Below are 12,604 nucleotides of genomic sequence, written 5' to 3'. Positions count from 1 at the left end.
CGTTTCCGTTCAGGTGAGGTCGCCCTAGCCTAAAGCAGGGGCCGGGGCGGGTAAAGTTTTCCATATTAATGATTTGTAACATAAATAACGGGCGTTCCCGGCCCGCTTTGGCTATTATTCTGGCCGTTTTTCCCTCCGTTGAGCATTTTATGTCCGCAGTCGATCTGGGCACGGCCCCTCTTTCCCGCCTGTTCTGGCGCTACGTCACCCCGACCGTGGCCGCCATGCTGGTTACCGGTATCTATGTCACCATAGACGGCATCTTCGTCGGCCATATTCTGGGTCAGGACGGGCTGGCCGGCATGATGCTGGCGTACCCCATCTGCGCCGTGCTCTATGCGGTGGGGGCGCTGATCGGCATGGGCTCCTCGGCGCTCGCCTCGTTTTATCTGGGCAAGGGGGAGCAGGCGAGGGCCCGCCACATCGTCGGCAACGCGCTGGTGATGGTGCTCATCGCCTCTGGGCTGCTCGCCTTAATCGGCATCCGTTACGGCGAGGCCATGCTGATCTGGATGGGGGCGGAGGGAGTCATCTTTGACGCCGGTTTCGCCTATTTGCAGTGGTATGCTTGGCTCGGAGTGTTTGCGGTGCTCTCCATGGCGTTTACCGCCCTGCTGCGCAACGACGGGCGACCCGGCCTCACCACCTGGATCCTGGTGGGGGGCGGCGTGCTCAACGTGCTGCTCGATTACCTGCTGATGGCGGTGATCCCCTGGGGGCTGGCGGGTGCCGCCATTGCAACCATGCTCTCCCAGGCGGTGACCGGCGGCCTCTGTCTGTGGCACTTCTTCACCCCGCGCAGCCAGCTGCGCATTGGCTGGGACACCCTGCGACCCGACTGGCGGTTGATGGGGGAGACGCTGCGACTCGGGGTGTCGAGCTTTCTGATGTACCTCTACCTGTCGGTGGTGCTGGCGCTGCACAACAAGGCGCTGCTGGCGGTGGGCACCTCGCTGCACGTGGCGGCCTACGGCGTCATCAGTTACAGCGAGGCCTTCTTCTATCTCATCTTCGAGGGGATCGCCATGGGCATCCAGCCCATCGCCAGTTTCAACGCCGGGGCGGGCAACTGGGCGCGGGTGCTGCGGGTGCGCAACCTGGCGCTGGGGGTGACGTTGCTGGTGGCCCTGTGCGGCATGTTGCCGCTCTATCTGTGGCCGGAGGGGGTGGTCTACCTGTTTGCCGGTGACAACGCGGCCCTCTTGCCGGTGGCCAGCCTCGGCATCTGGCTCTATTTCTGGGGCTTGCCGATGGAAGGGCTGCTGCTGGTGGGGGCCACCTACTTCCAGGCCATCAACCGGGCCCGCATCGCCTCCCTGCTCACCGGCGGCAAGCTGGTGCTGATCGGCGGCTTCCTGTGGGGCTTCTCCTCCCTGTGGGGGGTATCCGGCGTCTGGCTGGCATTGCCGACTTGTAGCACTGTGCTGGTGCTGGTGATGTGGTGGGCGATGCGCAAGGAGGCACGCCAGCACGCCGCCTGACATGTCGTCATTCGGCCATCAAAAAGGCAGCCTCGGCTGCCTTTTTGATGTTGAGTACGTTACTTGCGGGAGCCAGTTCACCCGCTCAGGGCTTGAAGGCGCCGATGAAGATGGCGGGGTCGACCCGGGCGTCGTTGAGGCTGACATTCCAGTGCATGTGGGGACCGGTGGCTCGGCCGGTGGCGCCGACCCGGCCGACGATGCCGCCGCGGGGCAGGCTCTGGCCCAGCTTCACGTCGACCTTCGACATGTGGCAGAACATGCTGATGAGGCCCTGACCGTGATCGACGAACACCGTATTGCCGTTGAAGAAGTAGTTGCCGATTAGGATCACCTTGCCTGCCGCCGGCGACTTGATGGGGGTGCCGGCACCGACCGCAAAGTCGAGGCCGGAGTGGGGGTTGCGCTCCTCGCCGTTGAAGAAGCGGCGCAGCCCGAACGGGCTGGAGAGCGGGCCGTCCACCGGTTTGTCGAACAGCAGGTTGCTCGGCAGGGTCGGGCTGAAGGTCTGGTAGGCGCGGGTCTGTTCCGCCAGTTCGCGGTTGATGCGGGTCATGTCTTCGGCCAGCGGGTTGACCTGACGGCTGTTCTTGAGCTTGATGTGCTGCTCCCGGTAGTGCTTGGTGCCGACCGTGAAGCCGAGGGTGCGGCCATCGCTCACCTGCAGCTGGTGGGCGCCGGGCTGGCTCTTGAGGGGGATGCCGACGATGGCAATCCAGCGTTTGCCCTCTTCACGCACCACCAGCACCGGCTTGCCCTGATAGCGGGCGGTCGGGGCCTGTGCCTCGCTGCCGAGCGCCACCACGGCGACGCCCCCCGGCACCGGGTGGTTGAGCAGGCGACTGATGAAGCCCTCGGCGAGGGCGGACTGGCTGGCCAGCAGCAACAATAGACAACAAACGACTCTCATGATGATTCCAGGCTGGGTTGACTAAAACGAAACGGTAACGAAATCAGGACGCTGGCTGGAAGCGCTGGTAGATGGCCTCCATCTGGACCGACACCTCCTGGCGCACCAGGTCCAGCTCCAGCATGTCTTGTACCACCTTGAGCTGATCCGGATTGAGGAAGCTGCGGCTGCTCTCCAGCACCCGCTGGGTATAGGCACGCTGGTTCTCCAGATAGGTGCCGGCATCACCGCTCTCCTGCTGGGCCAGCTGCTGGTTCGCCTCGCTCAGCAGACGCGTCAGGGATTGGCGCTGGGCCGGTGCCAGCAGCTCGCCGTGCTCCGCCAGGCGACCCTGGATCTCCAGCAGGCGGTTGGTATCGCCCGAGTAGATCTCCTGTTCGAGCCGGGTGCGGGTATCCTCCCCCAGCAGGTTGCTGAGGTTGCCCCAGATGCGCTGGCTCTCCTGCTCATAGGCATCGGGATGGTCGAAACCGAGGCGATAGAGCTCGCGCAGTTGCTCCTGGACCTGGCCGCGCACGTCTTCCACTATGTCGAGCCGGTCGAAGACGGTGGTGAGTTGGCTGCCCTGTTCGGCGTCATAGAGCCGCTCAATCAGCACGGATCCTTCGCTCGACTGGCTCCACTGGCTGATGGCGGCTTCCAGCTCGGGGTTGGGAGGCAGCACCTCCTGGGCGGGGGCGGGCTCGTTCTGACTTCCCTTGCCGGGCAGCTTGGCCAGCAGACTCTGCCCGGTGCTCTGGCCGCTGTTCTGGCTGGTGGCCGAATCGCATTGTGACGGGCTGTTGGCGGGGCTGGCGGTGTCGGATCCCGGCTGAGGTGCGACAGGGGCGGTCTGCCACTGCCAGAGGTTGAGCAACAGGGAGGCCAGCAGAATTGGCGCCAGGTGAGATGTACGCATCTTGGATTCTCTTGAATAAGTGAATGCCCCTTGCAAAGGGGTCTCTTATGATAACCGTAACGTCTGATACAAGCAGCCATGACATGCAAAACTGGCCTCGGCGGTGACCCGCCATTGAGTCAGTCGGCCCATGGCTCTAGAATCGGCAACCAGCCGTTTTGAACCGAGGAAATGTTATGAATGGATTGTCCCCCCTGCGCGCAGAACCTGCTCGTCACCCCATCGGGCGTGGCTGGGTCTGGGTGCGATCCGGTTTCGATGTCTTCAACAAGGGGATGGGGGTCAGTGTCGCCATGGTCCTCATCTGGTTTGCGGTCGGTCTGCTGCTGGAGCGTCTGCCGGCGGGCAGCCTCATCTCCCAGCTGCTTTACATGGTCTGGGGTGCCGGCTGGGTGGCGGTGGCCCGTCACGGTTATGAAGGCAATCCGCTGCGCTTTGCCGATTTCTTCTCCGGTTTTCGCCACAAGCTGACCCCGCTGATGCTGGGGGGCCTGCTGGTGCTGGCCCTGTTCAGCCTGATCGGCCTCATCTGCCTGGGACTGCTCTCCATGTGGGGGCTCACCTCCCTGCTGACCCAGGAGCCCGAATCTCTGGTGGTGACGGCGGCCCAGGCCCAGGCGCTGCTGCTCTGTCTGCTGCTGGGGCTGGCGCTGCTGATCCCGGTGCTGATGGCCATCACCTTCGCCCCCGCCCTCATCTTTTTCCACGATGTAGGGATCCTGCAGGCGGCCAAACTGAGTTTCAAAGGCTGCCTGACCAACATGTGGCCCTTCCTCTGGTGGGGGGTGGTTGCCGCCATCCTGATGCTGTTCGGTGCGGCGCTGATGCTGGTGGGTCTGCTGGTGGTGATCCCGGCGCTCAACTACTCCATCTATGTGGCCTACCGGGATATCTATCTGGACGTGACACAGGAGACGCCTGCCGAAGCCCCGCTGACTGGCTTCGAAGCCTGACGCCAACGAATGGGTGTGACATATGCGCGAAAGGGGCCTGCCGGCCCCTTTCGCATGTTTGCGTTGTCTCTTATTCCCGCCGCTACTCTCGCCACATGGGGTCGATGGCCATGCGTTCCACCAGAAAGTCGAGGAAGCTGCGCAACAGTGGTGACATCTGCTTGCGGGTGCCGTAGACGGCGTAGACGCCGAGTCGCTTGGGCTGCCACTGCGCCAGCAGCGGCACCAGGGTGCCGGTATCGAGGTGGGGTTGGACCGAGTAGCGGGGCTGCAGGCTGATGCCGGCCCCCTCCAGAGTCGCCTCCAGCAGCAGGTTGGAGATGTTGGCGCTGAGATTGCCGCTCACCGGTACCGATTCGGGTCCGTCCGGTCCCTGAAATTCCCACAGGCTCTTGCCGAAATAGGTGTAGGTGAGGCAGTTGTGCAGGGCGAGATCCTGCACCTTGTGCGGGGTCGGGTGCCTGGCCAGATAGGCCGGGCTGGCACAGACCACCGAGTGACAGGTGCCGAGCCGGCGGGCCACCAGGTTGGGGTCGAGGTCATTGGTGATGCGAACGGCGAGATCGATCCGCTCCTCCACCAGGTTGACGGTGCGGTCCAGCAGCAGAATGTCGATGGCGGTGCCCGCAAAGCGCGCCAGGTAGTCGTTGGCGGCGCCCACCAGCAAGGCTTCCGAGAGTGAATAGCTGCTGGTGATGCGCAATTGCCCCTTGGGGGCCTCGTCGCCGCGCACGGCGATCTGCTCCATCTCTTCCCCCAGCGCCAGCATGGCCCGGGCCCGGTTCAGCGCCTCTTCCCCAGGGCCGGTCAGACTGAGCCGGCGAGTGGTGCGGTGCAGCAGCCGTGCCCCCATCCACTGCTCCAGTTCCGCCAGGTAGCGCGTCACCATGGCGCGCGACATCTCCAGTTTCTCCCCGGCGCCGCTCAGGCTGCCCTGTTCGACTACGCTGACAAAGACCCGCAATGCGGTCAGTCGATCCATTTCAGACTCTCTATATGCTCGATTAATGCAACAGTGATGCGCTTATTATGCTGTATTTGTACCGTAATCGATCCAATAAACTGTGTCCATCTGATGAACCCCTGATGACTTGATGAGGAATACCCGATGAACAACACCCTGATCCGCAACCTGACCCTGGCCACCACCCTGCTGAGCGGTGCCGCCATGGCCGCCCCGCTCACCGTGACCGTCTACAACCCGGGCGAGAAGGCAATCTTCCCGGTCTCCTCCTCCCTGGTGACCGGCGACAAAGAAGCAATCCTGATCGATGCCCAGTTCGATGTGCAAAACGGCCAGGCGCTGGTCGACATGATCAAGAAGAGCGGCAAGAAGCTGACCACCGTCTATATCAGTGCCGGTGACCCCGACTTCTACTTCGGTCTGGAGCCCATCAAGGCAGCCTTCCCGGACGTCAAGGTACTGGCAGACCAGCATGTGGTCGACCATATCAACCAGACCAAGGACGCCAAGCTGAGCTACTGGAGTCCCATCCTCGGCAAGGGTGCACCGAAGAGCCTGACCGTGCCGCAAGTGATGACGGCCAGCCATCTGACACTGGATGGCGAGAAGATCGAGATCAAAGAGATGAACACCCCGAATGCCTACCTGTGGGCACCGTCCATCAAGACGGCGTTTGGTGGCGTACCGGTCTACAGCGGCGTGCACGTGTGGATGGCTGACAGCCAGACCAAGGCTGCTCGCAGCAACTGGGTCAAGGCGCTGAACAATCTGCTGGCACTGAAGCCCGAGCGCGTGGTGCCGGGTCACTTCCTGGGGACTGCTCCCAAGGGCAGCGCCGCCGTGACCTTCACCCGTGACTACGTAGAGCGCTTTGAGCAGGAGCTGGCCAAAGCCAAGAATTCCGGCCAGCTGATTGAAGCTCTGAAGAAGGCTTACCCGTCCCTGCCGGTCGACGACGGTCTGGCCATCGGTGCCAAGGTCAACACCGGCGAGATGAAGTGGTAACCCCCTGACGCCTACTTCCCTGTGTTTTTTACCGGGCCCGAGGGCCCGGTTTTTTTAGCCGAATGAACGAGTGAATGATATGAACGAAACGACTCTGCATTATGTATACGACCCCCTCTGTGGCTGGTGCTACGGCGCCGCCCCGCTGTTGAAGGCTGCGGCTGCCATCCCGGAACTGCGCATCGAGCTGCACGCCGGTGGTCTCTGGCTTGGCGGGCGCAGGCAGGCGATGGGCCAGGCCCTGCGTGATTACGTCCGTCCCCATGACGAGCGGATCCAGGCGCTGACCGGCCAGCCTTTCGGCGAGCGCTATTTCAACGAGCTGCTGCTGCGCGATGGTCTGCTGCTCGATTCGGAGCAGCCCATCCGCGCCATCCTGGCGGTGACGGCCCTGGGTGGCAACGGTCTGAGCCTGCTACACCGCATCCAGCAATCCCACTATCGCGATGGCATCTGGATCGGTTCGCTCGAGCATCTGACCAGCCTGGCGGCGGAGCAGAACATTGGCGCGGATGATTTTGTGAAGGCCTACCAGCAGGCCGACCTGGCGAGTCATCTGGCCGACAGCCAGCGCTGGATGCGCCGCCTCGGCGGGCAGGGCTACCCGACTCTGGGATTGGTGCAGGGCGACAAAGTGACCCCCTTGTCCGCCTCCTCCTTCCTGGGTGAACCAGAGGCGTTTGCTCGCCAGATCCAGCTCATGATGAATCGTTGAGCGAACTACAGGTCGTATCCGCTGGCGGATGCGCAGCGCCCGAGGTGCTCGTTGCAGATTTTTCCTACCTGTCCGGCACTCATGCTATCCCCTGGCGGGACGATATATTCAGTAGCGGACAGTTTGAAAATCATCCGCTTGCGATCATCGCGCTATGCTCTATGGGGATAGCCCGGGCGTTTGAGGCCACGGGCTTGCGTCTAGCCGCCAAGGATACCAATCATGTTCAAAAATATGTCTATAGGTCAGAAGTTGAGCGCCGGTTTTGCCGTATTGGCCCTGCTAGTGGTGGGGCTGGCGTGGTTCTCCATCACTCAGCTGTCCCGTCTTTATGCCGATACCGCCACCATCTCGGGCAACCTGTTGCCATCGACCCGCTATGCCAGCCAGATGCATGTGGCCATTCTCGATGCCCGTCGTTCCGAACTGGCGCAGGTGATTGGTGGCCTCAACAAGGATGCCCAGGAGGTGAGCGAACGCACCGTCACCTTCAACAAGGCCAAGCAGGAGTTTGACGCAGCGGCGCAAAAGTATGGCTCGTTGCCCTTCAGCACCGATGAGGAGAAGCAGACTTACGAACAGCTGGTGGCCGCTGGCGCCAAGTATTTTTCGGTGCACGAGGAGCTGGTGGCTGCGTTTTCCAACGGGGATCTGGAGAAGGTCAAGAGCCTGCGCAAGAACGAGACCCGGATTGCCCTGGAAGAAGTGGGTACCAAATCCTACCGTCTGCGCGAGATCAACAACGAGATTGCCGACGGCATGGTGAAGTCGGTGGCCGACCTTTACAGCAGCTCGCGCACCATGAGCATCATCGTCAGCCTCGTCACCGTCCTGTTCGTGGTGGTAGTGGCCTGGCTGCTGACCGGCCAGATCCGCAATCCGGTCATGGCACTGCTGGAGCAGACCCGCAAGGTCTCAGCCGGCGATCTGGCGGCTCATCTTGATGCCAGCCAGTTCAACAACGACGAACTGGGGCAACTGGCCAAGGGTTTTGGCGAGATGCAGAAGAACCTGCGTACCCTGGTCAGCGAAGTCTCCGGCTCCGTGGTGCAACTGAGCTCGGCAGCCGAAGAGATCAGCGCGGTGGCGCGCCAGTCCGCCAACAACATGAACAGCCAGCAGCACGAGCTGAACCAGCTGGCCACCGCCATGAACGAGATGCAGGCCACGGTGCAGGAGGTGTCCCGCAACACCAGCGATGCCGCCAGCGCAGCCAGTGCCGCCAGCAGCACCGCCGAACTGGGGGCTCGCACCGTCAACGACTCCATCAAGCGTATTGAGCAGGTGGCCGGCGCCATCGAGAGCACCGCCGTGGTGATCCGTCAGCTTGGCGACGACAGCCGCAACATCGGCATGGTGCTGGAGGTGATCCGCGGGATCGCCGAGCAGACCAACCTGCTGGCGCTCAACGCCGCCATCGAGGCGGCCCGGGCCGGCGAGCAGGGCCGCGGCTTTGCGGTAGTGGCCGACGAAGTGCGTACCCTGGCGAAGCGGACTCAGGATTCCACCTCCCAGATCAACACCATCATCGCCGAACTGCAGCAGCGGGCCGAGCAGGCCGGCACCACCATGCAGCAAAGCCAGGACATGATGAATTCCACCGTGAGCACGGCGCGGGAGGCGGGGGCCTCCATCTCCGAGATCAGCGGCTCGGTGGAGAGCATCTCCCACATGAATATCCAGATTGCGACCGCCACCGAAGAGCAGGGGGCGGTGAGTGAAGAGCTCAACCGCAACGTGGTCAATATCAGCCATGCCTCCGAGGAAGTGGCCGCCGGTGCAACCCAGATGGCACAGGCCTGTAACGACCTCAATCACCTGGCGACCCAATTGCAGGAGATGGTACGCCGCTTCCGGGTGTAAGGCGGGTTGGATGCTCGCTGTTGCGGGCCCGTATCCTGGATCCGGGCCCGCCTTGTTTTATCGGCCTGTCGACTCTCCCTCTTGTTCCATCCCTTGTTCGCTCCGCCGTTCTTGGGCATGCTAATGACCCCATTGGTTGGCAGGATTCTGGATGTATGAACCTTCGCGATCTCGAGTATTTGGTGGCGCTGGAAGAGGAGAAGCACTTTCGCAAGGCGGCGGAGCGCTGCTTCGTCAGTCAGCCGACCCTGAGCGGCCAGCTGCGCAAGCTGGAGGATGAACTCGGGGTGATCCTGATCGAGCGTACTTCGCGCAAGGTGCTGTTTACCCCGGCTGGCGATGCCATGGCCCAGCAGGCCCGCAAGGTGCTCAAAGAGGTGCGCGAGCTCAAGAGCATCGGCCAGCACTTTGCCGAGCCCATGTCTGGCGAAATCCATATTGGCTTCATTCCTACCGTCGGCCCCTATCTGCTACCTCACATCATTCAGGATCTGCGCGAGCACTTTCCCAAGCTGGAGTTCTACCTCTATGAAGAGCAGACCCAGGTGTTGCTCAAGCGGCTGGAAGAGGGGGAGCTGGATTGCTTGATCCTGGCCGAGCTGGAGGGCATGGACGGGTTTGGTTCGATCCCGCTCTATCAGGAACCCATGTGGCTGGCGGTGCCCCAACAGCACCCGGAGGCCAAGGCCAAGGCGGTGCCGCTCAGCAATCTCAAGGGCAAAAAGTTGCTGATGCTGGCCGATGGCCACTGTCTGCGGGATCAGGCGATGGGATTCTGCTTCGCCGCCGGTATCGGCGAGGATCAGCGCTTTAAGGGCACCAGTTTGGAAACGCTGCGCAACATGGTGGCTGCCGGCAGCGGCATGACGCTGGTACCCAGGCTTGCCGTGCCCGCCAATGCCGAAGAGGGCGGCGTCAGCTATCGGCCGGTGATAGACCCTGTGCCTGGGCGTACCATAGCGCTGCTCTATCGCCACTACTCGGTGCGCCGGCCCTGCTTCAACGAGCTGGCCGCTCGTATCTCGCGCTTGATGCAGAGCCTGCTTGGCTAACTGCGCATCGCTACGACAAGGCCACAAAAAAGAAAACCGGCGCATTGCGCCGGTTTTTTTATCTTCTGCTGTGGTTTAGAAGATATCGTCGGTGGAGACGGGGCCATCGGTGGGCGAGCCCTCACCGCCGTACACCTGATTGCCATCCGAGCTCTGTGTCGCGTAGCGGGTCGGCTCGGTGCCTTCCTTGAAGAACTCTTCCATGCTGCTGCCGTCGGTTCGGTTGGTCAACAGGCCGGTCTCACGATCGATCCGCACCGTGATGATCCCTTCCGGTACCGGCATCTTGCGCTCAGGCACCTGCTTGAGCGCCGTCTTCATGAAGTCGATCCAGATGGGCTGTGCGGCACCGCCGCCAAATTCGGCCCGGCCCAGACCACGCTGGTGGTTGTCAAAACCGATCCAGGAGGTGGCGACCAGATTCGGGGTATAGCCGGAGAACCAGGCATCACGAGATTCGTTGGTGGTCCCGGTCTTGCCGGAGATATCGTGGCGCTTGAGGTCACGTGCCGCCCGCCAGCCGGTACCGCGCCAGCCGTTGCCACCCCAGATGGCGGTGGTCAGGGTGTCGGTCACCAGGAAGGTGCTCTGGGCACTGATGGTCTGCGGTGCCATGTTGCCAGGAACCACCGGATCGATGGGGCACTGGGCTTTCCAGTCCGGCGCCGTATTGGCATAGGCATCCGCACTGTCGAGACCGGCGGCGGCCAGCACGCCACAGTCACGGCAGGCGGCTGCAGGGTTGGCCTGATAAAGAGGCGCGCCGAAGCTGTCGGTGACTTCGGTGATGAAGTAGGGGGTGACCTGGAAGCCGCCGTTGGCCATGACCGAGTAGCCGCGCACCACTTCCAGCGGGGTGAACTCGGCGGCACCCAGAGCCAGCGACTCGTTGGGCGAGATGGTATCGCGCGCAAAGCCGAAGCGGGTCAGGCCGTCGATGTAGGTATCCAGCCCGATGGCGCGCATCAGGCGCACCGACATCACGTTCTTCGACTTGGCGAGGCCGAGGCGCAGGGAAGTGGGACCTTCATAGATGGCCGGGGAGTTTTTGGGCTGCCACATGGGGCCCTTGGAGGGGTCCCACTGGTTGATCGGCGCATCGTTGATGAGGGAGGCCAGAGTGTAGCCCTGTTCCAGCGCGGTGGCATAGAGGAAGGGCTTGATGTTGGAGCCTATCTGGCGGCGTGCCTGATCGACCCGGTTGAATTTGGAGAGCTCGAAGCTGAAGCCGCCGACCAGCGCCTCGATGGCACCATCCTGCGGGTTCATGGCCACCAGGGCGGCGTTGACCTCGGGGATCTGGGAGAGCAGCAATTCTTCACCCTTTTCCCGAACCCAGATCTGGGCGCCCACTTTCAGCATGTCGCGGGCCGAGCGGGGAGCAAAGCCCTGACGGTCATCGGTGATGAAGGCGCGCGCCCACTTGATGCCGTTCCAGCCAAGCTCGGCCTGCTTGCCGTTCTTCAGCACTATGGTTGCACTCTTGTCAGCCAGCTTGGTGACGACGGCGGCCATCAGTGGCTCATAGGTGGGTTGCTTGGCCAGATGGGCCATGATCTTGTCATAATCCCAATCGGCTTCGCCCGCTTTCCACAGCTGGGCGGTCACGCCCTTGTAGCCATGACGGGTGTCGTAGTCGAAGACGCCGTCGAGCAAGGCCAGCCGGGCGGCGCGCTGGCGCTTGGCGGTGACTGTGGTGTAGACGTGCAGACCCATGGTGTAGGCATCTTCACCAAACTGCTCCACCATCTTCTGGCGCACCATCTCCCCCAGATAAGGGGCATTCAAGGTGATCTCGGCACCGTGATAGCGGGCCTTGACCGGCATCTTGGACGCTTCGTCAAACTGGGCCTGGGTGATCTTGCCGGTTTCCAGCATGCGGCCAAGTACCACGTTGCGACGGGCAAAGGCACGCTCCGGCGAGCGGATCGGGTTCAGCATGGATGGCGCCTTGGGCAGACCGGCAATGATGGCGATTTCGTCCAGCGTCAGGTCCTTGACCTCCTTGCCAAAGTAAACCTGGGCGGCGGCACCGACCCCGAATGCCCGGTAGCCGAGCGGGATCTTGTTGAGGTAGAGCTGCAGGATCTCGTCCTTGGAGAGATTCTGCTCGATGCGCCAGGCCAGGAAGACCTCTTTTATCTTGCGCACCAGCGTCTTTTCATTGCTCAGGAAGAAGTTGCGGGCGACCTGCTGGGTGATGGTACTGGCACCTTGGCGAGCCTGACCGGAGACGGCCCAGACGGTGGCTGCGCGAATGATGCCGATGGGGTCGATCCCCGGGTGCTCATAGAAACGGGCATCTTCGGTCGCCAGTACCGCATCGATCATCGACTGGGGAATTTCGTCCAGATGCAGCGGGATGCGACGAATTTCGCCAAATTGGGAGATCAATTCCCCATCCCGACTGTACACCTTCATCGGGGTGGCCAGCTTGACGTCGCGCAGCGCGGTCACATCCGGCAACTGGGGCTTGATGTAGAAGTAGATACCGATGAGGCTGGCAACACCCAGCACAGCACCCAGCATCATGACAATAAACAGGCGTACGAGCCATTTCAGCATGGAAGAACTACCAATCGTCTTAAAATTAGCCAACGGGCGCAGAGTATAGCCCTTTTGCCTCCGGAAATTCGAGGTTTTCCTGACGGCTGCCCGGCTCCTCGAGAAGAGGCGGGAGGTTAGCATTCTGTGGCTCAATAACCAAGGGGAGGCGAGGGGCAGCCGGAAAGCGAGTTGTATCACTTTTCGGCATAAACTTTA

The 12,604-nt window shown here is 62.2% G+C and carries 10 protein-coding genes; 6 read left to right on the top strand and 4 right to left on the bottom strand.

The features are described 5' to 3' along the window. Nucleotides 1-149: 149 nt before the first annotated feature. Entirely contained in the window at nucleotides 150-1,481 is a 1,332-nt protein-coding gene (locus ACPW75_RS14590) for an MATE family efflux transporter (protein ID WP_179101389.1), read from the top strand. Between the two features lie 85 nt (nucleotides 1,482-1,566). On the opposite strand, the gene ACPW75_RS14585 is transcribed toward ACPW75_RS14590, so the two are convergent. Next, complete coding sequence (locus tag ACPW75_RS14585) at nucleotides 1,567-2,391, bottom strand: M23 family metallopeptidase (protein WP_252410865.1); 825 nt, start codon at nucleotides 2,389-2,391, stop codon at nucleotides 1,567-1,569. A 43-nt stretch (nucleotides 2,392-2,434) separates the two neighbouring features. Next, nucleotides 2,435-3,289 carry a hypothetical protein gene (locus tag ACPW75_RS14580; RefSeq protein ID WP_077096000.1) on the bottom strand — a complete coding sequence of 285 codons (855 nt, stop codon included), beginning with the start codon at nucleotides 3,287-3,289 and terminating at the stop codon, nucleotides 2,435-2,437. 176 nt (nucleotides 3,290-3,465) lie between these two features. Here ACPW75_RS14580 and ACPW75_RS14575 point away from each other — a divergent pair, with 176 nt between their 5' ends. After that, entirely contained in the window at nucleotides 3,466-4,242 is a 777-nt protein-coding gene (locus ACPW75_RS14575; RefSeq protein WP_077095999.1) for a BPSS1780 family membrane protein, read from the top strand. Nucleotides 4,243-4,324: 82 nt separating this feature from the next. Here the strand turns inward: ACPW75_RS14575 and ACPW75_RS14570 are convergent, their stop codons facing one another. Then, nucleotides 4,325-5,224 carry a LysR family transcriptional regulator gene (locus ACPW75_RS14570; RefSeq protein WP_077095997.1) on the bottom strand — a complete coding sequence of 300 codons (900 nt, stop codon included), beginning with the start codon at nucleotides 5,222-5,224 and terminating at the stop codon, nucleotides 4,325-4,327. A 126-nt stretch (nucleotides 5,225-5,350) separates the two neighbouring features. Between ACPW75_RS14570 and ACPW75_RS14565 the strand changes: the two genes are divergently transcribed. The 4 genes from ACPW75_RS14565 (at nucleotide 5,351) to oxyR (ending at nucleotide 9,841) form a co-directional block, all read left to right on the top strand. Then, the gene (locus ACPW75_RS14565) at nucleotides 5,351-6,211 is read left to right on the top strand and encodes a Vmh family MBL fold metallo-hydrolase (protein WP_016351638.1); all 861 of its coding nucleotides are present in this window, start codon (nucleotides 5,351-5,353) and stop codon (nucleotides 6,209-6,211) included. A 79-nt stretch (nucleotides 6,212-6,290) separates the two neighbouring features. Beyond that, nucleotides 6,291-6,926 carry a DsbA family protein gene (locus tag ACPW75_RS14560; protein ID WP_043121173.1) on the top strand — a complete coding sequence of 212 codons (636 nt, stop codon included), beginning with the start codon at nucleotides 6,291-6,293 and terminating at the stop codon, nucleotides 6,924-6,926. Between the two features lie 222 nt (nucleotides 6,927-7,148). Beyond that, nucleotides 7,149-8,789 carry a methyl-accepting chemotaxis protein gene (locus ACPW75_RS14555; protein WP_029299360.1) on the top strand — a complete coding sequence of 547 codons (1,641 nt, stop codon included), beginning with the start codon at nucleotides 7,149-7,151 and terminating at the stop codon, nucleotides 8,787-8,789. 155 nt (nucleotides 8,790-8,944) lie between these two features. Beyond that, nucleotides 8,945-9,841 (top strand): DNA-binding transcriptional regulator OxyR, encoded by an 897-nt coding sequence (gene oxyR, locus ACPW75_RS14550; protein WP_017409206.1) that lies wholly within the window; start codon nucleotides 8,945-8,947, stop codon nucleotides 9,839-9,841. A 75-nt stretch (nucleotides 9,842-9,916) separates the two neighbouring features. On the opposite strand, the gene ACPW75_RS14545 is transcribed toward oxyR, so the two are convergent. Then, a complete protein-coding gene (locus ACPW75_RS14545; RefSeq protein WP_077095994.1) occupies nucleotides 9,917-12,406 on the bottom strand; it encodes a penicillin-binding protein 1A in 2,490 nt (829 codons plus the stop codon). Between the last annotated feature and the right edge of the window lie 198 nt (nucleotides 12,407-12,604).

The organism is Aeromonas sp. FL131 (genome assembly GCF_049860615.1).
In the GTDB taxonomy this organism is placed as follows: Bacteria; Pseudomonadota; Gammaproteobacteria; order Enterobacterales; family Aeromonadaceae; genus Aeromonas; species Aeromonas hydrophila.
Note: the sequence above shows the minus strand (reverse complement) of the source record. Positions and strands in the feature narration are given on the sequence as shown.